We start from the raw sequence: 24,362 nt of genomic DNA, 5'->3' as shown, positions 1-24,362 counted from the left end.
TCTGTTTTTTATCCCAACTGGCTTATAATTCGGAAATTTTATCTAAATTTGCAATCAACAATAGTTGATGAACCCCTACCCCAAAACCAACTTATGACACACACCTTACCCCGACATATCCTCTTAACGTTGGCGCTCTCGTTGCTCACCGTGGCCACCTACGCCCAGCATCGCACACGCACCATCACCCAATCGGCGTCGGCGTCCGCCAAGGTAAGTAGGCAGTTTTCCGACTCCCTCCGCCATTATGCCGACTCGATCTACGCCGATAGCGTGAGGGTTCGTCCACGCCTCACCGCCACCGATGTGGCACCCTTGTTCCTTCCCCCCACATTTTACAAAGACGTTCCGCACAAGGCGTTCTCGCTTACCGACAGCCTGACGACCGTCGACGAGCTGATGTTGCTGCTCTACCTCAACCGTCCCGATCTCGTGTCGGCCACCCAAAAGCAGTTGGAGAAGGCTGGCCCCGTGCTGGCGCCCACCACCGTCACCGACAAGCCCGCCGTGGAGGTGGCCGAAACCAAGCCTGCGGAGGCCATGCCCAACGATGTGGACCTCATCGTGTTGAAGCCCAACTTTTGGTCGTTTGGTGGCGACCACTACCTGCAGTTCTTCCAAAACTACGTGTCGAGCAACTGGTATAAGGGCGGACAAAGCAACTATTCGATGGTGGCGTCGCTCACGTTGAACGCCAATTACAACAACAAGCAGAAGGTGAGATGGGACAATAAGCTCGAGATGAAACTGGGCTTCCAAACCACCCGAGGCGACACGCTCCATAGTTTGAAGACCTCCGAGGATCTGTTGCGCTATACGGGCAAGTTGGGCTTGCAGGCCACCAAGAGCTGGTACTACACCTTCCAGTTGCTGGCCTCCACTCAGTTTGCGCGAAACTTTGGCACCAATAGCAATTATGTGTATTCCGATTTCCTCTCGCCGCTCAACGTGAACGTGTCAATCGGTATGGACTACAACATCAACTGGTTGAAGGGCCGCATGCGCGGAAGCGTTCACCTCGCTCCCTTGGCCTACAACTTTAAGTATGTGGGCCGCAAGGCTTTGGCCACACGCTACGGCGTGGATGCGGGCCACCACACCCTGAACGACTTCGGTTCGCAGATCACCGTTGATGTAACGTGGAGGATGTGCGACAACATCAGTTGGCGCTCACGTATCTATGGATACACCACGTACGAGCGTGTAGAGATGGAGTTTGAGAACACCTTCAGTTTCCAGTTTAACCGATACATCTCCGCCAAGTTCTTCGTCTATCCCCGATTCGACGACTCACGCAAGCGCGACGACCACCACGGCTACTGGATGTTCAAGGAATACACGTCGCTCGGCTTCTCGTACAGTTTCTAAGCAGACGGCACGCCGCGATGCGCCACCCAACCAAGGACTGGGTGGCGCATCGCTTTCTGTTTTACGAACAATAGGGCTTGAATGTTGTCTTATTGTACCCTTGTGCTTGTGTAAGTGCGTCTTTTTTTCTAACTTTGCGATGAATTTAACGACAAACTTACAGGAAACAATCATTTAACGCCAATTATTCAAAATGGTATTACTAAACAAACACGGCTTGAGGCAGACCGCCTTGGCCCTTCTCGTTTGTGGCTTTGGCATGCCGGCGTGGGCCCAGGGCTACCGAGATGTTACGTCCGAGGCGCTTGTCAACCCCTCGTTCGAGTTGAGCGCCGAGGCCACTCCCTTGACCACCGCCACCGACATCGCCGAGGCGTATGGCTGGACCTTGCCCACGGGCACCTCTAACATGGCCGTGGCCGATGCGTCGACCACCGCGATCGGTTTCACCAATGGCAAGGGCGGTGTGCAACCCTCCGAAGGCACCTATTTCTTATGGTATCGCAAGGGTTGGGGCCATCTCTCAACCCTCGTCTCCACCACCACTCGCACACTTTCGGCTGGCAAATACTATGTGGTGGTCGACTATAAGGCAGCCGATTATTCCAACAACAACAACCATTCGACCAACGGAACCAAGATGAACATCGTGGTGACGGGTGCCGATGGCCAATCGCTGGGCCAAACGGCCGAGGCACGTCGCGCCTATTCGTTTGCCAATGGCAGCAGCAATCCCGGTTCCGACACCTATCTGGCCAAGGCGCCCTGGACACCCATCGGCGCGTTCTTCACGCTCCATGACGAGGGCGTGGCCACCATCTCGGTGAAGGCATCGCTGGTCAACAATGGCCGTTCCGACATCTGCCTCGACAACATGCGCGTCTACCGCGTCGACGATGAGGCGCAAGCCGACGCCACGCCATTCCCACTCGACGTTACCGGTATGCTCGCCAACCCCAGCTTTGAGGCTGGAGGGGGCGGCACCTCGTGGTCATCCTACAGCTACAATGGATGGACTGTGGCCAGCAATGGCAGTGAGATCAAGGCCGACGGAGGGTCGTTCACCACCGTCTATGGCGACAAGCTCGACGGCCTCCGCGTGTTCAACGCCTGGGACAACTCCGCCACAACCGATAAGAGCCTATCCCAACAGGTCAACGGCTTGCCCGCCGGACGCTACCGTCTGCAGGCCACTGTGACGGGATCGGCAGGCAAGCAATTCGCCCTTTTCGCAGGCGATAGCGTGCGTCAGGTGACGGTTGCCGACGCCAACGCTGTGCAAACAGAGACGCTCTACTTCTCGAAAGCCACCGATGAGCCCATCGCCTTGGGCTTGCGCTCCACCGCGTTCTATAAGGCCGACAACTTCCGCCTCGCCTATCTCGGCAAGGATGCCTCGCAATCGCGCGACGAATACGAGCAAGCCTTGGCCTTGGCCCAGCAAGTGTATGGTCGTGCGGTCGACTTGGGCGATCTGACCTCCACAGAGAAACAAGCCTTGGCCGAGGCCATTGCCGCCACACCCGAGGCTACGCTGGCGGGCTATCAGGAGGCCGCCACCCGTCTGCTTCAGGCCGCACAGGCACTCGTCCAGGCCGAGTATGTGCAGATTGGCAAGCAATATGGCGCTGAGATGGAACTCGGAGCGTGGACCAACAACAACGTAACCACCAACCAAGGACAGCATTGGGACGGCACGTCCTCGTCGACCTATTACGAGCAGAAGGAAGGCTGGAGCAACCAGTCATGGAACATGTCGATGCGCCAGACCATCACGTTGCCCGCCGGCAAATATGTGTTGCGTGCCACAGGTCGCCACGCCATGGGCGATATGGACATGGCGTTGACCGTTTCGGCCCAGGGCCAAACATTGGCTTCGGTGGCCGATTTCCCGTCTGGCGACACCGGCATGGGCGTCAACCTCGAGGGTAAGGCATCGTTTCTCGCCACCGATGGCGCTGGTTTTGCCAATAAGGGCAACGGCTATGGATGGCAATGGCGCTACCTTCCCTTCGAACTGAAGCAAGAAACGCCCGTGACCGTGACCGTTGAAGGAGCGGGTCGCGAGCCCCATTTGTGGATGAGCGTCAGCAACTTCACCTTGTTGCGCGAGGGCGCTTCACAGGGCAACTTTGCCGTGAACAGTCGCAAGACGGTCAGTCAGGTGACGACCAATGTCACCCTTGACAACCCCGTCGATTACGTTATTTCTTCCGCCACACCCTTTGCCGCATCGGGAAATGTCGACATCGTCCATGAGGATGCCGTCATCATCCTCAGCGGCATGAAGCCCAGCGCGGCCGATGCGTGGCTTTCGTTTGTTAAAGTCAGGGGCAAGGCCGCCGAGGAAGGCATCAACTGCTCCATCCGCATCTATGGCAATGGGGCTATGATCGTGCCGTATGGCAGCTATGTCGTTCCCCTCACCATTTACGACGACACCAACCTCACGGGTTCGTCGAAGAGCGATTTCACCGTGGGAACGCGTCGATCGTTCAAGAATAACATCTTCAACAACAAGATGCGAAGCTTCAAGCTCAAGCGTGGATACATGGTTACATTGGCCACCAAGGAAGATGGCAAGGGCTATAGCCGCGTGTTCATTGCCGACAAGAGCAACCGCCGCATCAACCTCCCCACCACATCGAAGATTCTCGACCGCCACGTGTCGTCCATCCGCGTGTCGAAGTGGAACGACGTAACGAAGAAAGGCTATGCTGGAAACAACAGTACCATCAACGCATTGCTCAACACCACTTGGTGCTACAACTGGGATGCGGGATGGCACGAGTGGGATGATCGCGAGTATGTAACCCAACACCACCACGAGGGATGGCCGAGCATTGAGAGCGTGGGCAACAACGGCCCGTCGTCGAACATCCTGGGCAATAACGAGCCCGACAACACCGCCGATGAGCGCGAGACCGTCAGTTCGGTGTCGGAGGTGCTCGCCCATTGGGAGGAGATGATGGCCACGGGTAAGCGATTGGGCTCTCCCGCCATGGCCAGCAACCTCAATGGTTGGCTCTATCCATTCATCGACTCCATCGACGCCCGCGGATGGCGCTGCGACTTCATCGCCGTTCACGCCTATTATTATGAGGATTGGGGCGCTTGGCAGAATACGCTCAAGGCCATTCACGAGCGTACCGGCCGTCCCATCTGGATTACCGAGATGAACTATGGAGCCAACTGGACCGGATGGCCCGGAAGCAACACCAAGGGCAACGCAGAGAACTACGCCATTGAGAAGCAGCATTTCGCACCCGTCATCGACGGCTTGGAGTCGACGGGATGGATTGAGCGCTATGCCGCATACAATGAGGTGCAAGATTGCAGAAAGCTCTATAACAAGGGCGACGCGTCGTTGGCGTCGAAGAATTATCTCACGCCGATGGGCGAATACTATGCCGCCAAGCGATCCAACATGGCCTACAATTCAAGCTACGGTTACACGCCGAAGCCTCTGCCGATGAAGAATCCCACCCTCACACAAGCCACATGGAACGCCGAGGGCTTGCTCTTGGGATGGAAAGACCCCAACGAGGAGTTCTCGGATAGCGTCATCGTGGAGCGAAAGGACGCCAATGGCCAGTGGCAAACCATGACCCTTTGCACGCCGCAGGAGGACAATCCGCTCTTCAGCCTGACGCTGCAAGGCACGGAATCGGCCACGTATCGCATCCGCACGGTCGACTATCTCGGTCGCAACCATTATTCCGCTCCCGTATCGGTCGGCCCCATCGATGGTGTGGGTAGTGCCGTGGAGAAGGACGGTCGCACCCTGTATTTGGGTGGAAACATCGTAAGCAATGGCGACTTCCTTGAGGATTTGACAGGTTGGACGGCCGGCGACGGCACCGCGCTTACCTGGCCCGCCTTCGAGGTTTACCCCTTGGGAGGTGTAGATGGAGGCACGTATCTGCAAGCGTTCAAGAATGAGGGCGCTGCGTCGAGTGCCAGTTTGAAGCGCTCCGTGGCGTTGACCGCATCCACACCTTATTATATCAGCGTGTTCCACAAGAACAATGGAGGCGAGTATCAAACCGCAGCCTTGTCGGTCGATGGCACCCAAGAGACCGCAACCGTCCTCTCGCTGCCTGCCGCTTCGGTGTGGAGCAAGGCGTCGGCCACCTTCAACAGTGGCGCCAACAGTCAGCTCCTGCTCAGCTATCGATGGTTGGGCAAGTCGGCCCAGTTCGATAAGTTTGTCGTCGCTCCGCTCTTTGAGAGCCCCGAGGAGGCCTATGCCGATGGTGTGGAACGCATGAAACAAGACATCGCCGACTTCAAGCAGTGGAACAAGACGCAACCCGTCGTCAATGAGTTGCTCACCGAAGCCGCGTCGAAGGTTACCGCAACCGATGCCGACGCCTATGCTTCGCTCTCGGCCTTGTTGGGCCAGGCACGCCGCGCCGTGGCCGACGCCACTTCGCTCGACTCGCTCCTCACTGTGGCCAACACCATTGCAGCCATAGGCTTGCCCAGTGTGTCGCAGGTTCGTCAGGCCGTTGCCGACGCACAGAACTCCACCTCTTTGGTGTTCTTCGCTGAGGCCAGCGCCCGCTTGCAGCAGGCTGTCGACGAGGCCTTGCCCGCCCAAGACCGAACCACATCCATCTCCAACGCCAACCTGGACGCATCGACCGGATGGAATGTTGAGGCTGGAACCTATAAGGGAGGCGACCAACGCCTCAACACATTTGGTGGACGCAAGTGCTGGAACGCATGGTGGAACGTGTCGACGGCCAATGCGGCAGGTCGCACCCTGGCCCTGACGCAGGATCTTTCGGGCCTTCCCATGGGCTTCTATCGCCTGACGGCCGACGCCACCACACAACATTATTGCCTCTCCGACCAGCATTGTTGGATGCGCACGGAGACCGATAGCACGGCCTCGCCCACGCTCACCTTCGACCGTATGCAGATTCCCGGCATCAGCGATGAGGATCGTTGGCAGACGCTCTCCACCTTGCCGCTCTATGTGGGCGACGCAGGAACGGCCACCGTGGGATTCCAATCGTCGAAGAATGGCGCCCTGGAGGGAGCCTATGATGGCGACAACCGCGAAGGATGGTGGCTCGCCTCGAAGTTCCGTTTGTGGTACACGCCGGGTTATCAGCGCGTGGTCGACAGCACCCATGTGTGGACAACGGTCTGCCTTCCGTTTGCCGCCATCCCGTCGGATAGTGTGAAGGTCTATGCCGTAGCGGGTCGATCGGCCGACGGTACGCAACTCTTCCTCACCCCGGTGAACGCCCTGGAGGCAGGCAAGGCTTACGTGTGCCGTTACGAAGGCAAGCATATCGCCTTCCTCGGAGGGAAGAGTCTGGTGTCGCGTCCTGTCACTGGCGGTCTCCTTACGGGTGTGTTCAAGAACGGACGCCTGCGCGAAGGTGCCTATGTGCTTGTGGATGATGAATGGCGTAAGGTGGACAACCTGGCCGATGCGACCCTTGCCAATTACTCGGCCTACATCGCCTCGTTCAGCAATCTGCCCATCGTTGAGGGTGGTGCCGTGTCGATGCCGCTCCAAGGCGTTGTCGATGGCATCGACGGCGTCAGCCAGACCGACGCACGCGCGGAGCGCACTTACAACCTCAACGGTCAGCGCTCAACCTCACAGCATGGCGTTTTGGTGAAGAAAAACAAGAAGTTTATTCGCAAATGACCTTTCCAAAGGCGAAAGCGAACCGGACGAGTGATCGTCCGTAATCCGCCTACCGGAGCAGCCGCAACAGACGATGGGTTGGCCCCCAACCCGTCTGGCGGCTGCGCCGAACAGGGCGTAAGACCGAACGACCTCCAAGAAACGAAGGCGCAGCGTGATGCGCCTGACGGAGCGAGTTCTCACGAACGATGAAGCTACTCATGCCGTGTCATCGTGAGAAACCATCGTAAAAGTGTAGTAGTCAGAAGTAGAATAATCGATCATAATCCATTGAACCTATGCGTAAAATCCTTTTGGCCTTGATGGCCTTCTTGGCGATTCCCGCAATGGCCCAACCCCTTGGCGAGGTTGAGCCTACCGACCCCGCCTCATGGGCGACGGTTCCTGCCAACAAACCCTTTGTGTTGAGTTGGGCCTCACGCGATGTGCATTATGCCCAATCGTCGGTTCCCCGTATCATTCCCACCACCGAGATCAGTCTCACGGGCTGGCGTGGCGAGACCGTTTCGGCCTTGGCCTTGCTGAGCTCCCGTAACGGTTCGCAACCCCTCCGATTGGAGATGTTGTCGGCCGATGCCACCACCCGCCAAGCCGATAGCGTGGCCACGGCCCGCTTTGTGCGCTATGTGCTGTGCGACGAGAAGCGTGGGTGTGGCGACAACCTGATGAACACGCCCACCTATCTGGTGCCCGACATCATCGACGTGGACACCGCGTGGGCCTTGGCTCCTATGACCACGCGACCCGTTTGGGTGTCGATCCAGGTGCCGCGCAATGCACAGGCCGGAGCGAACAAACTGTATCTGGCCGTTCGCGATGCCCAATCGCATCAGGAGCTGGGCCGTTTGGCGCTGACGCTCAACGTGGTGGACCGCACCCTGCCTCGTCCCTGCGATTACCGTTTCCACGTAGACTTCTGGCAACAGCCTTATAGCGTGTCGCGCTATGATGGCCTGAAGCGTTGGAGCCCGCAGCATTTCGAGCGCCTCAAACCCTATCTGCAACTCTTGGCACGTGGTGGGCAGAAGGTGGTTACCGCCATCTTGTTCTATGAGCCGTGGGGCGTGCAGAGCAACGATAAGTTTGACGCGATGATCAAGACCACGCGCCGCAAGAACGGCAAGTGGCGTTACGACTATTCGGTGTTCGACCGTTATGTGGCGTTGTGCGATAGTTGCGGCATCAACCAGCAAATCAATTGCTACTCGATGATACCTTGGGACATGACGTTCACCTACTACGACGAGGCTCTGAAGCGCGACGTGGCGCTGAAGACAGGCACCTCCGATTCGGCCTATCGTGCCCTTTGGACGCCCTTCCTCAAGAGTTTTGCGCAGCACCTGAAGAAGAAAGGATGGTTCCACAAGACCCGTATCGCCATGGACGAGCGAGGGTTGGACGACATGATGCGCGCCTACAACCTGCTGCGTGAGGTGGTTCCCGATTTCCGCATGGCGCTGGCTGGCGTGCCCCATAAGGAGTTGTTCGACGTGATTACCGACTATAGCTTGGGTTATCCCGAGCGTTTCACCAAGGAGCAACTGGCCTCTCGTCGCAGCAAAGGCATGCTCTCGACCACCTATACCTGCTGTCCCGACCTGACCCCCAATATCGAGACCTACAACGATCCCGCCGATGCCGCCTATCTGCCCCTGTACTGTCAGGCCAACGGCTTTGAGGGCTATTTGCACTGGTCGTGGATGAACTGGACCGACCAGCCCTTGCAAGACAGTAGGTTTAAGCTCTTCCCAGCTGGCGACACCTACCTTATCTACCCCGGTCCGCGCAGCTCCGTGCGTTGGGAACGCTTCATCGAGGGTGTGCAACAGGTGGAGAAATACCGCATCCTTCGTGAGGAATTTCAACGCGAAGGCAACGCCGACGGCGTGAAGAAGCTCGACGACGCCCTGCGATCCTTCCAGTCGGGCAAGCCCAATTACCACAACACCACCGCTCAATCGGTCAACTATTTCGAGTATCTGCTAAATGAAATGAGCGCGAAATAAGCTAATAATCCCAATCGGTCATGATCGGTCTAACGACCGTTTGGGATTTATGCAAAGGAGCCATGCCACGAGTCGAATCCGACCTCCGTTGGCATGGCTCCTTTTGCGTTGGCAGCGTTTCTTGTGTGCTGGCAACGATCCTTTTGCTTTGGTTTCGTTCCTTTCGGTTATTTTCCTCTCCCAAAGTTCTACGAATTCGAATCAGAAGATGCCAAAGAACGTGTTCTTTACAACAACTTCAACCGCATTGACCGAGAAGTTAAAGAAATGATTAAAGAGATACAAACCGAATTTAAGGTTTGAAATACCCCATCCTAAAACCCTGTGGACTATTCACGCCAAGAGGCGTGAGCAGCCCACAGGGTCAAAGAAGGATATATTCAACATTTTTATCTAAATCGGGCTTATCTAGATAGTAAAACGCACATGTTTTTGCCTTTGATGTGTCAAATGCACCAGGACTTTTAAAGTCTTCGAAAGGGAGTTGCAGCCGTTTGTACCTTTTGCACATCTTATAAGATTTGTCGTACCATGGAGCGACCTTCACATAGTTCCTACAAAGGTTGCAGTTACGAATATGATATTTTTGATAACAAAGGCTATAAGCATACCTAGAATTAGAAACAGAGAACACTATTTCACATAGTGCTTGAGGATATCTTTTCTCAATATGCTTACAATTGCAATATTCTGAAGTAGTAAATATTTTCCCAGACTCATAAAAAACGCATCTGGTAATCTTAACATCCTTACTTACAGAGGAATTATTATGGTCTTCTACCTTAAAGCCATAGAACGCCACTAACTTAACTAATTTTTCTTGCCATCCATCGCCAACATCTATAGTCTTCTCGACAATCCCTGATTGTATTAAAGAGAATATGCTTTCCTCATCTTCAATAAGAATTTCTATTATTTTGTTTCCACTATGCAACTTAGCTTCATCGCTCGCATGAGTGACACAGAATTCTATGTAGACAGGTTTTCGTTCAGGAAACTGCTTTGAATAAAATTTCAAGTCACTTCGCCTTCTGATATTGTCATACGATATTTCTTGTTCACATGTATCATACCATTGTTTGATATCAAATCTCTTAGTTATCCAGTCGCAGCATCTTTCTGATGGGGGCTGAAATATACATTTCTCTTGATTGCAATATGAAGCATATGCAAACTCTATGAAAAAGGAGGCGTTATTGTAAAAAGCCTCTTGTATCTTTTCTTTTGCCAATAGATGAAGCATAGACTCATAAGCACCCTCGCATTCGGTTCCTGACAAATGAGAAAAGTGATGCTTGCGCTTTGCTCCCTGTTTTGCCTGAAGAGGTTCACCACAGTAGGTACAGATACATCCACACGCCTTTCCGTTAGGAACACTGTCAACATGCACAAGCTTTCCTTCTGCGTTAAGAGCGTATGTCAAGTATGCCTGCTTCATATATCTTCTGTATTCTTTTTGAGCCAAGGATAGAGCCAAGCACCATCAATGTGGTGCTTGCTAAGTTCCTTGGCCTCGTTTATTTTCCTCCTTGGCTAATCTTCAGCAGCGTTCCCATGGGACAAACAAAGCGGCAGTAGGGACGTGTGACGACCGTCGACAACAGAACGAATGTGGCGGCGATGACCATCACCACCCACGAGGCCGACTGGAAGATGAAGGCCGAGAACGGCTCGTAGTCGACCCATTCGCTCCACACGCCGCCCCATATCAGCAACATCAGCGCCACCCAGAGCACTTGGCGGAAACGGTTGAGGGCGCGCAGCACCGAAGGCTTGATCTTCATCTTATGCTTCACACACGTGGCCGCCACCTGCTGCAGCGACCCAAACGGACACACGTTGGTGCAATAGTACGACTTCTTGCCCAGCAACGGATAGATGAACGCCGTGATGAGCATAATGACGGGGATGACCACGGCCACCGCATCCATGCCGTGGGCCGCATAGCCCATGAGTGAGGCGTAGGACAGGAACGTGCCACACCAGAATCCCAGCACCACCACGTTGAGCGCCATTTGGCAGATGCGATACGTTCGGTTTTTGATGAATAACGGCAGGATGGCAGCCATGAGCACCACGACGATGCCCACGAGGTTTTTGGCCGAGGTGTCGAATGTGGGCGCCTTGGGCTCTGCTTGCGCCTGCTTGGCGTAGGCCAATCCGCGTTGCATGTTTCCGATGATGGCGCGCGAGGAGAATGTGGCGCCCGACACGGCGTCGACCTTCATGTGCGCTGCCTCGTCGACCGTCTTGCCCTTCCATTGGTTGAAGAGCGAGGCGGCATGGTTGAAGAAATCGGGTGTCTCATCGTTGGGAAGGGCCTCAATGTGGGTAACCACACCGTTGGCGATGGTTATCTTCAGCGGCACCTTACCCGCGTAGCCCGTGATGTCGGCGCCCAGGCCCGTTGTGTTGACCACCATCGACCCGTCGGCCAAGGTCTGCAAGGTGTCGTTGTTCACGGCTTGCTGGGCTTCGTGCCTCTCTCGGAAGTAGTGCCCCATCCATGCGCCGTGCTTCGCCAAGGCCAGCGACGACAATATGATTAGGCCCAGCACGAGACCTACGAACGCCTTTATTTTGTTTTTTCTTTTCATGTTTTGATGGATGATGTGATGTGTTCTCGGTTGTGTGAGTCGGCGAGTGGCGACAAAACCGAATGGTCTTAATGTTGCAAAATTAAACAATTCCTTTCATATTATGGGTTGAACGACTGTTAGTATCCGTTAAAAACGTGCTTATGCGCCCCTTGTGGCCATCCTTCCACCTCCCTCCTACAATCTCGTTTTATTGCCAAAACGATGCCTTTGGCCGATTAGGTGTTGTTGTCCGCCATCGTGTGAGCGCCTTGTCGCCCATGTCTGTTTAGGTTCAAATTATTACGACAAACTACATTGGAATCTACACGTTTGTTTTTCATGACGGAAAAGTTGGGCACAAATACGCGATTCTCGGTGTGTTTTCCTAACAGGCTTGTATTCAGCTACTTGCGTAACGGGTGGCTCTTTTGACGCTTCGCGGTTGACAATGAACGCCATAAAACATGCCTAATCGAGGTGCGATACATGGTCTTTCGAGCCTCGGAACATGCCCGATCGAAGTGCAAAACATGCCCGGACGCAACTCGAAACATGCCTAATGGTGCGCCCGATGTTTTTTGGGGGCGCCCCGATCTCGCAAAAAGGGCGTTTTCGTACTCTATTTTACGCAAAATCCCAATACAACTTTTTAACCAAAAAACCTTACACGCTATGCCATTGCTCCGCCTTTGCCGACCATGGGGCGGGGCATTTGCCGCTCGGAAGGGTGCGCGCTGATGGGACCTCCAGCATGATTCCCGCCCATCGCCTCGCACCCGTTTGTTTGAAACAAAAATGCAAATAATGGCCGATAAGCCATCGTGGTTCGTGGGAATTTCGTAAATTTGCATATTCATGGATTTCAAACTGACATCAAAGTTCAAGCCCACGGGCGACCAGCCCCAAGCCATCAGGCAGCTCACCGACGGCATACGCCAAGGCGACCCGGCCCAGGTGTTGCTTGGTGTGACCGGTTCGGGTAAGACGTTCACGGTGGCCAATGTCATTGCCAATGTCAACAAGCCCACGCTGATATTGAGTCATAACAAGACGCTCGCCGCCCAGCTTTATGAGGAGATGCGCGGCTTCTTCCCCGATAACGCCGTCGACTATTACGTGTCGTATTACGACTACTATCAGCCCGAGGCTTATCTGCCCACCACCGACACCTATATCGAGAAAGACCTCGCCATCAACGAAGAGATCGACAAGCTCCGTCTGGCCGCCGTGAGCCACTTGCTGTCGGGCCGAAAGGACGTCGTCGTCGTGTCGTCAGTGTCGTGCATCTATGGTATGGGCGCACCCATGTCGATGCAGGAGAACGTGGTGACCATCCGGCGCGGCCAACAGCTCGACCGCAATGAGTTTCTCCGCAAGTTGGTCAACTCGCTCTATGTGCGCAACGACATCGACCTGCAACGAGGCAATTTCTCCGTCAAGGGCGACACGGTGCTGGTGGCCATGGCCTACAGCGACAACGTGCTGCGCATCAGTTGGTGGGACGATGAGGTCGACGCCATCGAGGAGTGCGACGCGCTCACCCTGCGCACGTTGCAGCGTTTCGACGAGTACCAGATTTATCCGGCCAACCTCTTTGTGACGAGCAAGGAGCAAACCGAGAGCGCCATCAGTAGGATACAGGACGACTTGGTGCGACAGGTCGACTACTTCAAGGAGTTGGGCGATGGCATCAAGGCCCAGCGCATCAAGGAGCGCGTGGAGTATGACATGGAGATGATCAAGGAGCTGGGCCACTGCTCGGGCATTGAGAACTACTCGCGCTATTTCGACGGGCGCGAACCCGGCCAACGCCCCTATTGCTTGCTCGATTTCTTCCCCAAGGATTTCTTGTTGGTCATCGACGAGAGCCACGTCAGCGTGCCACAGATCAATGCCATGTATGGTGGCGATCGCGCCCGCAAGCAGAACCTTGTGGAGTATGGTTTCCGCTTGCCTGCGGCCTTCGACAACCGCCCATTGCGCTTCGAGGAGTTTCACGACATGATCCATCAGGTGATCTACGTGTCGGCCACGCCAGCCGACTACGAGTTGCAGGAGGCCGAGGGTGTTGTGGTGGAGCAGCTCATCCGCCCCACCGGACTGCTCGACCCCGAGATTGAGGTGCGCCCGTCGGAGAACCAGATCGACGACCTCTTGGACGAGATACTGACGCGTAGCCACCGTGGCGAGCGCGTGCTGGTCACCACGCTCACCAAGCGTATGGCCGAGGAGCTCACCGAGTTTTTGCTCGACCATGGCGTGAAGGCCAACTATATCCACAGCGATGTGGCCACGCTCGACCGTGTGAAGATCATGAACGACCTGCGCGCCGGCCTGTTCGATGTGTTGGTGGGTGTCAACCTGCTGCGCGAGGGACTCGACCTGCCCGAGGTGTCGCTCGTGGCCATTCTCGATGCCGACAAGGAAGGATTCTTGCGTAGCCACCGCAGCCTGACGCAGACGGCGGGGCGCGCCGCACGAAACGTGAACGGAAAGGTCATCATGTATGCCGACACCATCACCGATAGCATGCGGCGCACCATCGACGAGACCGCCCGCCGCCGCTCCATCCAGCTGAAATACAACGAGGATCACCACATCACGCCGAAGCAGATTGTGAAGGACATCAAGGGTGTGCTGCCCACCGCCAGCGGCGACGCTTACGAGGCGCCACGCGGTGCCCAGGCTTACGCACCTGTCGACATGCAGCCAGGAGCCTTCGCCGCCGACCCCATTGTGCTCCACATGACACGCGACGAGCTCCAAAAGAGCATCGACAACACCAAGGCACTGATGGAACAAGCCGCCAAGAACCTCGACTTCCTGCAGGCTGCGCAATACCGCGACGAGATCGTAAGACTGGAAAAACAGTTGGAGTTAAAATAAACGTTAAAAGTAACGTGCCCTTTCCTGTTATGGCACATTATTTATTAACTTTGCTTTCTATAATTAATTAACTTAGGATCGAAATGAAGAAAATAATCTTTGCCATGATGCTGATCTTCCCCATGATGGGCATGGCTCAAAACACCTGGGAGGCTCCGCAGAACAAGGACAAGCAAACAAAGACCGAAACCACCGAGAGAACATCGCTCTTCGAGAAGACGACGAAGGTGATCGACGCCAAGTATCTTGCCGGAGCCGTGCCTGTGGTGAATGGCAATGTGGTGTTCACACTCGACAAGGACGTGCCGGGCATGAGCGCCGACCAGATATACGATAAGGTGCGTGGCGTGTTGGCCGAGGTGGTGGCTGAGCCCAACCAGGTGAAGGAGATGAGCAAGGTCGCCGTAGACGACAAGGCCTCGCACACTGTTGGCGCACGCCTGTCGGAGTGGTTGGTGTTCCGCAAGAGCGCCCTCTCGCTCGACCAGACGCTGTTCAACTATCAGCTCATCGCCAAGGTGAGCGACGGCCACCTGCACCTCACCATGGAGCGCATGGGCTATCTGTATGAGATGGACCGCACCGACACCAAGGGCATGGAGACAAAGGCCGAGGAGTGGATCACCGACGAGTGGGCGCTCAACAAGAAAGGCAACAAGTTGTCTAAGTACAGCGGTAAGTTCCGCTGCAAGACCATCGACCGTAAGGACAATATCTTCGGTCGCGTGTGCAAGGCTTTGGGTGTTAACTACTAATAACAGCGCTCCAGATATTCATGAATGTAGAGAACGAATCTTTGCAACATAGACGCCGGGGCGAGGACGCTCCCAAGAACAATCATTTGCGCCTGCGCAATGTGTTGAACGTCATTTTCATGCTCCTGGCGATTGTCGGTGGGGCTGTTTACTATTGGTCCGACCAGATAGTGGGCGCCATCATCATCATGGTTGCGGTGGTCTTCAAACTTGTGGAGAGCGCCATACGAATAATGTTTCGATGAAGAAATACCTTTGCTCCGTTTTGTTTTTGTGGCTGGCCGTGGTGCAGGCGTCCGCTCAGGTGCCGCGCGTCCGGACGAACGATTACAACTCGATGGACCCCAATGGCAACGTAGCCACGGCCAACGACCGTCGCAACCGTGCCGACTCCACCTCGTCGCACAAGGAAATACCCAAGGGCATCTATGTGTGGACGGTCGACTCGCGCTTTGGCGATCGCAAGGCGGCACAGCTCGACACGCTGTCGCACATGTATATGAACACCATTTTTACCTCGGGTCTTCGTGGCGAATATAACACCACGGGCAACCTGGGGGCGCCCCGTCAGGCCCGTGTGTTCGTTGATCGGCAGGTCGGTTCACAGTTCTTGTTTACCGACCCCTACGATTATTTCATCACGCCAGTGAGCGATTTCCATTTCACCAACACCCTCTCGCCCTTCACCAACCTCACTTACAACAACTGTGGCGACCGCACCAATGGTGAGGACCATTTCACCGCGAAGTTTGGTGTGAATGCGGGCAAGCGCCTGGGCGTGGGCTTTAAGTTCGATTATCTCTATGGTCGTGGCTATTACGACAGCCAGTCGACCTCCCATTTCGACTATACCATGTATGGCTCCTACCTGGGCGACCGCTATCAGGCGCACCTGCTGATGTCGACCAACCATCAGAAGGTAACCGAGAATGGTGGTATCACCAATGATAACTACATCACCCATCCCGAGTCGTTCAACGAGTCGTTTAACACCTCGGAGATACCCACCATGCTCGCGCGCAACTGGAACCGCAACGACAACCAGCACATCTTCTTCACCCAGCGCTATAGCGTGGGCTTCAAGCACAAGGTGCCCATGACGGCCGAAGAGATTGCCGCGCGCAAGTTTGCCATGGCTTCGCAGCTTGAGGCCAAGCAGCGTCGCGCCAAGGCGGAGGCTGCCAGGAAGGCGCGTCAGGAAGGCAAAGATGTGGATGAGGACGACGTGAAGGCGCCCGCAACGTTTGCTGGACGCCCCGACAACGCCAAGATCGGCGTGAGGGCAAAGCGCGACAGTTTGGCCAATGACAGTCTGGAGGGTGGCCTGCAGGCGCCCAACCGACTGGCGGTCAATGGCAAGGCGGCTGCCGACAGCCTGTTGGCGAAGACCCAAGAGGCCAAGGTGGATACCTCGTGGCTCAAGGATGAGTATGTGCCTGTCACCAGTTTCATCCACACGCTCGACTTCAACAACTATCGTCGCATCTATGAGGCGTATCAGACGCCGGCCGATTATTATCTCCATCGCTATAACGTCGCAGAGAAGCTGACGGGCGATTCCATCTACGACAAGACCACCCATTGGAGTCTTCGCAACACGTTTGCCATCTCGATGTTGGAGGGATTCAACAAGTGGGCGAAGGCCGGACTGAAGCTCTTCGGAACCCATGAGTTGCGCCACTTCACCTTGCCCGACTCCTTGGCGATGCGCTCGTGGAACGAGAACGCCCTGAGCGTGGGCGCACAGCTCATCAAGGCGCAGGGCAGGACGCTGCATTACAACGTCACGGGCGAGTTGGGCGTGGCGGGTGTCAACGCCGGTGAGATTCATGTGGATGGTGGCATCGATGTCAATTTCCCGTTGTGGAAGGATACCATGACGCTTGCCGCGTCGGGTTTCTACCACCATGAGAAGCCTTCGTTCTACTATCGCCACTATCAAGGACGCCATTTCTGGTGGGACGACGACGACCTGTCGATGGTGGATCATTTCCGTGTGCAGGGTGTGTTGAGATACCAAAAGACCCGCACCACGCTCCGCGTGGCGTTTGACGAGATGAAAAACTACACGTATTTCGCCACGACCTACACCACGTCGGACGCCGGACGCTTGGCCAACGCCGTGGAGGTGCGACAGGCGGGCGACCCCATCTCGGTGTTTACCGCTGAGCTGAAGCAGGACTTTACGCTCGGACCGCTCAACTGGGAGACGGTGGCCACGGTGCAGAAATCGACCAACGAGGATGCGCTGCCGTTGCCGCTGGTCAACGTTTACACCAACCTTTATCTGCGATTCAAGATTGCGCATGTGTTGAAATGCGATTTCGGAGCCGATGTGCGCTATTTCACCAAGTATAAGGCGCCCGACTATGTGCCGGCCATCGGACAGTATGCGGTGCAGGCCAATGATGTGAAGACGGAGATAGGCAACTATCCTCTGGTGAACGTTTACGCCAATTTCCACCTGAAGCACACGCGGTTCTTCGCCATGATGAGTCATGTTAACGCCAGCAGTGGTGGCTATTTCTTCGCTCCCCACTATCCGCTCAACGGACGTGTGTTCCGATTTGGCGTGAGCTGGAACTTCTTCAACTAACCTCAGGGCGGCCCGAAGGAAATATGCTTCCGGTTGCGCAACTTGGTGGGGTTAGCCGTTTGGCTGAGGCTGTTGGACTTGAGGCGTAGGGCGACAGAGACATTCTAAGTGAATCGCCCTGTCATATTCCTGTTGCTTGAGGCCTTTGGGCGATTGGCGGTTGAGGCGATTGGCTGGCGCGATGCTGCCCTTTTAATAATTGGAAACTATGATTTCAGAAAACGATACCATTCAGACCAACAGCATGAAGGCTTGGCTGCTTGCCGCGAGGCCCAAGACTCTGTCGGCTGCTGCCGTGCCCGTCATCATCGGGTTTGCACTGGCCCTCAAGACGGTAGGGTGGCGGGAGTTTCAGGTTGTGCCAGCCCTCTTGTGCCTGTTGTTCGCTTGGCTGATGCAGATCGACTCCAATCTGATCAACGATTACTTCGACTTCGTGCGTGGAAACGACGATCGCGAGACCCGCTTGGGACCCAAACGGGCGTGTGCCGAGGGATGGATCACGCTGCCTGCCATGCGCTGGGCATTGGCCATCACATCGGTTTCGGCCTGCGTGCTGGGCTTGCCGCTCATCGCTTACGGGGGCTGGAACCTGGTGGGGGTGGGCGCCCTGTGTGTGGTGTTCGCCTTTCTCTACACCACGTTTTTTGCCTCCAAGGGATTGGGCGATGTGCTCGTCGTGGTGTTCTTCGGTCTGGTGCCGGTCTATTTCACGTGGTTTGTCATTGTGCCTGCAGGGCATCAGGCGTTCAACCTCAGTGTCCTGTGTATTGCCATAGCTTGTGGAATGGTCATCGACACGCTGCTATTGGTCAACAATTACCGCGATCGCGACAACGATAAGGCTTGTGGAAAGATAACGTTGGCCGTTAGGTTGGGCGAACGAGCCACGGCTTTGGTTTATCGTTACATGCCGTATTGTGCGGAATTATGGATTTTCCAGACCCTCATCCTGGGCGAGGACGCACCCCTTTGGAAGGTGGTGGCCTTCGTGGCTCTTGCTGCTGTTTACCTCATCATGCATGATACGACGGCCCGTAAGATGGTGGCCATAGGCAAGGGCAGGGAGCTCAACGCCGTGCTGGGCATGACAGCCCGCAACCTGTTTGTTTTTGGCTTGGTCACAGCAGCGCAGATATTGTTTGTCGGACAAATACTTTAACTTATGCAACAACACGTCAACCTCGAGATCATGGGCTTTGTGGAGCGGGAGATTCTGCCGCGATACAATCAGTTTGGCCATAGCCACGGCATGGTGCATGTGCAGCGCGTCATCAAGAATGCGTTGGAACTTGTGGCGTCGACAGGCGCCGACATCAATATGGTTTATGTCATTGCTGCTTACCACGATTTGGGCATGGAGGGGCCGCGAGCCATCCATCACCTTACGGGAGGTAAGATGTTGGCTGCCGACATGCGCCTGCGCAGATGGTTTTCGGCCGAGCAAATAAGGATCATGAAGGAGGCGGTGGAGGATCATCGCGCATCGGCGTCGCACGCCCCACGCAGCATCTATGGAATGATTGTTGCCGAAGCCGACCGCGACTTGGATGCTGAGACGGTCTTTGCCAGGGCCATTGAGTATGGCCTGGAGAACTACCCCGAGCTCGACAAGATGGGGCAGTGGAAACGCTTTGACAGTCACATGGAGGAGAAATACAGCTCCAATGGTTACATCAAGCTGTGGATTCCAAACTCGCCCAATGAGAAACGCATTAAGAACTTGCGCGAGATCATTGTCGACAAGCCACGTCTCCAACAAGTGTTTGAACGCATCTACACAGCCTTGATGGACAAGTAGGCCGAACGAACGGCGCAAGCCCGATGGTGGGGAGATGCTTCCGGCATGGGCAAACGATACAGAACAACTCGTAAAACTTTAACAATAAAAATATGATTATGATGATGAAACGATTCATGTTGGCAGTTTCCTGCCTGTCGTTGAGCGCCTGCATGATGGCCGACGACCTCCATGTGTCTGGCAATCTGAGTGATGTTGGAAACGACACCCTCATTGCCATGACCTACCTTAACAACAGTGTCGACCAAACGATGAAGGTTGTAGGCAAGGATGGAGCGTTCGATTTCCACATGGATGTGAAGGAACCCGCACCCCTTGTGTTGCTGGTTCGCCACCCGATGAAGGACGGTCAGCAACCGATGGCTGCTTATGCGGAGCTGATGGCAGTGCCTGGCGAGAACCTGAAGGTTACGGGCTCGTTCAGCAACTACCAGGTTGATGGCAGCGCCTTCTACAAGGATTTTGAGCAGTGCCGCAAGGTTTCGGCTTCGTTTGAGGAGGGTGTGAAGAACCTGCAGCGCGACTATAGTGCCAAGATGGAGCAGGGCGCCAATCCCGACTCGCTCGAAAAGGTGATCAATAAGGCTTACGATGAGTTGAAGGCCAACCTCTCCGACGCTACGCTGAAGTACATCAAGGCTCATCCCGACATGGAGGCTTGCGTGTCGATGCTGGATAATGTGGACGTGGAAAACTACAAAGATGTGCTCGCCGCCTTGTCGCCCGCCGTTCGTGAGGGCCGTATGAAGGGTTTGATTGATCATTTCGCCGATTACGCTCAGAAGGCGCTCGAGCGTGAGGCTGCCAAGAAGAACACTGTCGAGGGCAATGTGGCACCCGACTTTACGCTCAAGAGCATCGATGGAAAGAACATCAGCCTGAGCAGCCTGAAGGGCAAAGTGGTGGTGCTCGACTTCTGGGGCTCATGGTGCGGATGGTGCATCAAGGGTATGCCGAAGATGAAGGAGTACTACGCCAAGTATAAGGGCAAGCTCGAGATCCTGGGCATCGATTGCAACGACACGGAGCAGAAGTGGCGCGACGCTGTGAAGAAGCATGAGTTGCCTTGGCTTCATGTGCGCAACGAGGGTAACCCCGACGTGACCGTTCTCTATGGCATCAGTGGTTTCCCCACCAAGATTGTGATCGACGCTGAGGGAAAAATCAGCAAGGTCGTCGTGGGTGAGAGTGAGGACTTCTACACCTATCTCGATCAGCTCTTAGGCAAATAACATAATGATGTTTGGCGACTCGTCGCCCTATAAGCATGAAAAAGCCGCTTGTCATGATAGATGACAAGCGTTTTTTTTAGATGCTTTCAACCGAAGTTTTGTGTGTTTCCATCAAATCATCGCCCTGTTCTCAGAGGAGCCTTCTGCATCTCTCATCAAATCATCGCCCTGTTCTCAGAGAAGCCTTTGGGAGCGCACTACTGATGGTTGGTCAGTCCTCGTCTGACGATCTGTTGGCTCTCGTCAGACCATCTGGGATCATTCGTCGGACAATGGCTATGAGCTTATCTGACTATCCGTTTGCGCCCTATGCTTATTTGCCGCTTTTCAGTTGTGAGAACTTCTTGCATCCTTTGGCATAATACTGCCAGAGAATGCTGAGGTTCATGCGTTCGGGCACAGGGTCGAGGACGCGTTTGGCTCGTATTTCCTCACGATCCTTGTCGAACTGATGCTTCCATTGGTTGAAGGCGCGGCGCGCTTTGAAGATGGCTTTGAAGTCGCCCCAGTTGCGGTTGACCAGCAATGTTTCGAAGGCGGCTATGTAATCGAGCGCCCATCTCACCCGCATGACGTGCGCCAACTCGTCGTCGGGCAGGTTCTTATAGAGCATGGTCAGGTTGTTTCTGAAGTTGAGGAACGTCTTCATGGGGTTGCCCTTGGGCAGCGTTCCACCACCCACGTGGTAAACAACGCTCTCGGGAAGGCAGACGATGCGTCGGCCCTGTTGGCGCAATCGCCAGCATAGGTCGATCTCCTCGTTGTGTGCAAAGAAGCGACCGTCCAATCCGTTGACCTTCCAATAGTCCTTCGAGCGAATCATAAGGCACGCTCCTGTAGCCCAGAACACATCGGTGGAGTAGTCGTATTGTCCATCGTCGGCTTCCACGTCGTCGAAGATTCGTCCACGGCAGAAAGGGTAGCCGTAGCGGTCGATGAAGCCGCCCGAGGCGCCAGCGTACTCAAAGCGGTCCTTGTCGAATACCGAAAGCAACTTGGGTTGGCAGGCAGCCACGTCAGCGTGGGTGTCCATAAACTCGATGAGCGGCGTCAACCAGCCGTGGGTCACCTCCACATCGGAGTTGAGCAACACGTAATAGTCGGTCTCGATCTGTCGCAAGGCACGGTTGTATCCTTCCGCAAAACCGTAGTTCTTGTCGAGCTGCAATCGTTTCACCTGTGGGAAATCGCGTTCCAGCATCTGCATGGAGTCGTCGGAAGAGGCATTGTCGGCCACCCAAATTTCTGCGTCGCTGCGCGAGTATTTCATAACGGTGGGCAGGTATTGGCGCATCATCTTGCTGCCGTTCCAGTTCAATATGACGATTGCTACGTTCATTTTTTCAATGTTGTTTGTTGTGTATGTTTGTGTGAAACGCCTGTCGTTTAGCCGATGATCTCGGCTTTCAGAGCTGTCTTGTCGTGGTTGAAGTCGCCCAGTTTCACCCGAATGATTTGGTTGTCGTATTCCTCTCGTGCTTGTGAGGCGGGCAACTCCACGCGTACATAGTTCTCCGTGAAGCCGTGCATGGCCTTTCCGCGTGCTGCCTTTTCGAAGAGCACATCGGCCTCCTGGCCTATTTGCTCGGCGTAGAAGGCCTGCGTCTTCTCGTCGGACAGCACCAGCAGTTGGTGGGCTCGGCGCTTCTTCTCCTTATCGTCCACCACGTAAGGAATGCGCAGGGCGGCAGTGCCGGGACGCTCGGAGTAGGGAAACACGTGCAGCTGGGTAACGGGAAGGCCCTTGAGAAACTCGTAGCAAGCCTCGAAACACTCGGGAAGTTCGCCACGGCAACCTACCATCACATCTACGCCGATGAACGCATGGGGCATCTTCTCTTTAATAAGGTGAATCTTATGTGCGAAAAGCTGGGTGTCATACCTGCGGTGCATGAGCTTCAACACCTCGTCGCTGCCACTCTGAAGGGGCACATGAAAGTGGGGCATGAAGGCTCTGCTGTGGGCGCAATAGTCGATGAGCTCATCGCTCATGAGGTCGGGCTCCAGGCTGCTGATGCGGAAACGCTCAATGCCTTCCACCTGATCCAAGGCTTTCACCAGGTCGATAAACTGCTCATGGGTGGTGCGCCCGAAGTCGCCGATGTTCACACCCGTGAGCACGATCTCCTTGCCGCCCTCTGCGGCGGCTTGTTGGGCTTGCTCCACGAGAGAGGCGATGGTTGGGTTGCGCGACAGACCGCGGGCAAAGGGAATGGTGCAATAGGTGCAGAAATAGTTGCAGCCGTCTTGCACCTTTAAGAAATAACGTGTGCGGTTGCCACGGGAACACGAGGGTTGGAAGGTCTTGATGTCCTTGGTTTTCACCGTGTGGTGTTGGTGAAGATGGCCCTCGTGGGGCTGCGACCACGCGTCGGAGAGATATTGGATGAGGTTGGCTTTCTCGTTGGATCCCAGCACCAGGTCGACGCCAGGAATCTGGCTGACGGTCTCGCCCTCGAGCTGTGCGTAGCAACCAGTTACCACCACGAAAGCTCCGGGGTTCTGGCGCACCATGCGATGGATGGCCTGTCTGCATTTGTGGTCGGCCACCTCGGTCACCGAACAGGTGTTGATCAGGCAGATGTCGGCCTGCTCGCCCTTTGCGGCGGTTATCACACCCATGTCGGCCAACGTCTTGCCGAACGTGGAAGTCTCAGAGAAGTTCAGTTTGCAACCTAAGGTGTAGTAGGCTGCCTTCTTGCCTTGAAAAGCGCTTGTGTCTATCATGCGTGCTCGTCTTTCTTTCCTTATTTATAATAGGTATGCAAAGTTACGCTTTTCCATCGACATTTTTGCCTAAAAAGTACCATATTTTGGCTTCTGTTAAGGGACACAAAATATTTAACCTCTGTTAACAGTCTGCAAAACGTTGAATATCAGTTGGTTATAAAAAAGTTACAGAAAGGACCTAAAAAAAAGTTGCTAAAAGTTTGTCGTGGTATTGAAAAAAGCCTTATCTTTGCAGCGTTTTAATAAACATAGATCGTTTTACAGATTTTAAAAAGCAAAGAAAATGAAGAAATTAGTTTTGATGTTCGTGGCTATCGCCGCTATCTCTTTCGCATCTTGTGGTAATAAGAATGAGTCTGCTGCTCCTGCTCAGGATTCAGTTGACACCACTGCAGTTGACACTGTTGACACCGCTGCTGTTGACACTGCTGCTGTTGACACAACTGTTGCTCAGTAAGCTTTAGCACGAACTGAAAATTGAGAGACACCGCCTCGGGCTCAGCCCGGGGCGGTTTTTGTATGCATATGTTACAAGTGTAGGTTGCCTGTGCGAGCGAACAAAGCTACTCGCGCAGGCAACCTTGGTTTTTGCAAGGAGCCTTTCGGGTGGGAGTAGGTTGTTTTTGTGTTTGCGCAACCGTGTTCTTGGGGTTTCAATCCAAGTGATTCATTAGATGTTGACCTATACTAGTGATGCGATATTAATCGCTTAACTATAGTTATATATTTGATATTTAA

The 24,362-nt window shown here is 54.7% G+C and carries 15 protein-coding genes; 11 read left to right on the top strand and 4 right to left on the bottom strand.

What is annotated here, in order from left to right; translation table 11 throughout:
• Window positions 1-93: 93 nt before the first annotated feature.
• From WKK33_RS05280 to WKK33_RS05270, 3 genes are all read left to right on the top strand, one after another.
• A complete protein-coding gene (locus tag WKK33_RS05280) occupies window positions 94-1,368 on the top strand; it encodes a DUF3078 domain-containing protein (RefSeq protein WP_337932826.1) in 1,275 nt (424 codons plus the stop codon).
• Window positions 1,369-1,561: 193 nt separating this feature from the next.
• Complete coding sequence (locus WKK33_RS05275) at window positions 1,562-7,039, top strand: glycosyl hydrolase (RefSeq protein WP_337932825.1); 5,478 nt, start codon at window positions 1,562-1,564, stop codon at window positions 7,037-7,039.
• 278 nt (window positions 7,040-7,317) lie between these two features.
• Window positions 7,318-9,045, top strand: a complete 1,728-nt coding sequence (locus tag WKK33_RS05270) for a DUF4091 domain-containing protein (RefSeq protein WP_337932823.1) — start codon at window positions 7,318-7,320, stop codon at window positions 9,043-9,045.
• Window positions 9,046-9,409: 364 nt separating this feature from the next.
• Here the strand turns inward: WKK33_RS05270 and WKK33_RS05265 are convergent, their stop codons facing one another.
• Both WKK33_RS05265 and WKK33_RS05260 read right to left on the bottom strand, forming a co-directional pair.
• Window positions 9,410-10,483 carry a competence protein CoiA family protein gene (locus WKK33_RS05265; RefSeq protein WP_337932821.1) on the bottom strand — a complete coding sequence of 358 codons (1,074 nt, stop codon included), beginning with the start codon at window positions 10,481-10,483 and terminating at the stop codon, window positions 9,410-9,412.
• Window positions 10,484-10,562: 79 nt separating this feature from the next.
• Window positions 10,563-11,642: an FMN-binding protein gene (locus WKK33_RS05260; protein ID WP_337932819.1), complete on the bottom strand. Its 1,080-nt coding sequence runs from the start codon at window positions 11,640-11,642 to the stop codon at window positions 10,563-10,565.
• An 837-nt stretch (window positions 11,643-12,479) separates the two neighbouring features.
• On the opposite strand from WKK33_RS05260, the gene uvrB reads away from it, so the two are divergent.
• The 7 genes from uvrB to WKK33_RS05225 all read left to right on the top strand — a co-directional run bounded on the left by uvrB (window position 12,480) and on the right by WKK33_RS05225 (window position 20,894).
• Window positions 12,480-14,510 (top strand): excinuclease ABC subunit UvrB, encoded by a 2,031-nt coding sequence (gene uvrB, locus WKK33_RS05255; RefSeq protein WP_337469233.1) that lies wholly within the window; start codon window positions 12,480-12,482, stop codon window positions 14,508-14,510.
• 83 nt (window positions 14,511-14,593) lie between these two features.
• A complete protein-coding gene (locus WKK33_RS05250) occupies window positions 14,594-15,265 on the top strand; it encodes a DUF4468 domain-containing protein (RefSeq protein ID WP_337469234.1) in 672 nt (223 codons plus the stop codon).
• Between the two features lie 41 nt (window positions 15,266-15,306).
• Window positions 15,307-15,510 carry a hypothetical protein gene (locus WKK33_RS05245; RefSeq protein ID WP_252344932.1) on the top strand — a complete coding sequence of 68 codons (204 nt, stop codon included), beginning with the start codon at window positions 15,307-15,309 and terminating at the stop codon, window positions 15,508-15,510.
• Window positions 15,507-17,861, top strand: coding sequence for a putative porin (locus WKK33_RS05240; RefSeq protein WP_337932816.1), 2,355 nt, complete (start codon window positions 15,507-15,509; stop codon window positions 17,859-17,861). Before WKK33_RS05245 ends, WKK33_RS05240 begins: the two co-directional genes overlap by 4 nt.
• A 208-nt stretch (window positions 17,862-18,069) precedes the next feature.
• Window positions 18,070-19,023 (top strand): 1,4-dihydroxy-2-naphthoate octaprenyltransferase, encoded by a 954-nt coding sequence (menA, locus tag WKK33_RS05235; RefSeq protein ID WP_337932814.1) that lies wholly within the window; start codon window positions 18,070-18,072, stop codon window positions 19,021-19,023.
• A gap of 3 nt (window positions 19,024-19,026) precedes the next feature.
• A complete protein-coding gene (locus tag WKK33_RS05230) occupies window positions 19,027-19,662 on the top strand; it encodes an HD domain-containing protein (RefSeq protein ID WP_215759981.1) in 636 nt (211 codons plus the stop codon).
• A gap of 98 nt (window positions 19,663-19,760) precedes the next feature.
• Window positions 19,761-20,894, top strand: a complete 1,134-nt coding sequence (locus tag WKK33_RS05225; RefSeq protein ID WP_337932813.1) for a TlpA disulfide reductase family protein — start codon at window positions 19,761-19,763, stop codon at window positions 20,892-20,894.
• Between the two features lie 313 nt (window positions 20,895-21,207).
• On the opposite strand, the gene WKK33_RS05220 is transcribed toward WKK33_RS05225, so the two are convergent.
• Entirely contained in the window at window positions 21,208-22,233 is a 1,026-nt protein-coding gene (locus WKK33_RS05220) for a glycosyltransferase family 2 protein (protein ID WP_337569536.1), read from the bottom strand.
• Between the two features lie 47 nt (window positions 22,234-22,280).
• Entirely contained in the window at window positions 22,281-23,621 is a 1,341-nt protein-coding gene (gene mtaB / locus WKK33_RS05215) for a tRNA (N(6)-L-threonylcarbamoyladenosine(37)-C(2))-methylthiotransferase MtaB (protein ID WP_337932811.1), read from the bottom strand.
• 286 nt (window positions 23,622-23,907) lie between these two features.
• Between mtaB and WKK33_RS05210 the strand changes: the two genes are divergently transcribed.
• On the top strand, window positions 23,908-24,081 hold the full coding sequence (locus WKK33_RS05210) for a hypothetical protein (protein ID WP_337569194.1): 174 nt from the start codon (window positions 23,908-23,910) through the stop codon (window positions 24,079-24,081).
• Window positions 24,082-24,362 lie beyond the last annotated feature (281 nt).

This window comes from Hallella sp., assembly GCF_037460745.1.
Lineage (GTDB): Bacteria > Bacteroidota > Bacteroidia > Bacteroidales > Bacteroidaceae > Prevotella > Prevotella faecis.
This window is presented reverse-complemented; position numbering and strand designations above follow the sequence as displayed.

Bases quoted from the DNA above. Each gene is read 5' to 3' on its own strand.
- WKK33_RS05270 (WP_337932823.1), top strand. From the start codon at position 7,318: ATGCGTAAAATCCTTTTGGCCTTGATGGCCTTCTTGGCGATTCCCGCA.
- WKK33_RS05250 (WP_337469234.1), top strand. From the start codon at position 14,594: ATGAAGAAAATAATCTTTGCCATGATGCTGATCTTCCCCATGATGGGC.
- WKK33_RS05220 (WP_337569536.1), bottom strand. From the start codon at position 22,233: ATGAACGTAGCAATCGTCATATTGAACTGGAACGGCAGCAAGATGATG.
- WKK33_RS05230 (WP_215759981.1), top strand. From the start codon at position 19,027: ATGCAACAACACGTCAACCTCGAGATCATGGGCTTTGTGGAGCGGGAG.
- WKK33_RS05265 (WP_337932821.1), bottom strand. From the start codon at position 10,483: ATGAAGCAGGCATACTTGACATACGCTCTTAACGCAGAAGGAAAGCTT.
- uvrB (WP_337469233.1), top strand. From the start codon at position 12,480: ATGGATTTCAAACTGACATCAAAGTTCAAGCCCACGGGCGACCAGCCC.
- WKK33_RS05240 (WP_337932816.1), top strand. From the start codon at position 15,507: ATGAAGAAATACCTTTGCTCCGTTTTGTTTTTGTGGCTGGCCGTGGTG.
- WKK33_RS05225 (WP_337932813.1), top strand. From the start codon at position 19,761: ATGATGATGAAACGATTCATGTTGGCAGTTTCCTGCCTGTCGTTGAGC.
- mtaB (WP_337932811.1), bottom strand. From the start codon at position 23,621: ATGATAGACACAAGCGCTTTTCAAGGCAAGAAGGCAGCCTACTACACC.
- WKK33_RS05275 (WP_337932825.1), top strand. From the start codon at position 1,562: ATGGTATTACTAAACAAACACGGCTTGAGGCAGACCGCCTTGGCCCTT.
- WKK33_RS05210 (WP_337569194.1), top strand. From the start codon at position 23,908: ATGAAGAAATTAGTTTTGATGTTCGTGGCTATCGCCGCTATCTCTTTC.
- menA (WP_337932814.1), top strand. From the start codon at position 18,070: ATGATTTCAGAAAACGATACCATTCAGACCAACAGCATGAAGGCTTGG.
- WKK33_RS05260 (WP_337932819.1), bottom strand. From the start codon at position 11,642: ATGAAAAGAAAAAACAAAATAAAGGCGTTCGTAGGTCTCGTGCTGGGC.
- WKK33_RS05280 (WP_337932826.1), top strand. From the start codon at position 94: ATGACACACACCTTACCCCGACATATCCTCTTAACGTTGGCGCTCTCG.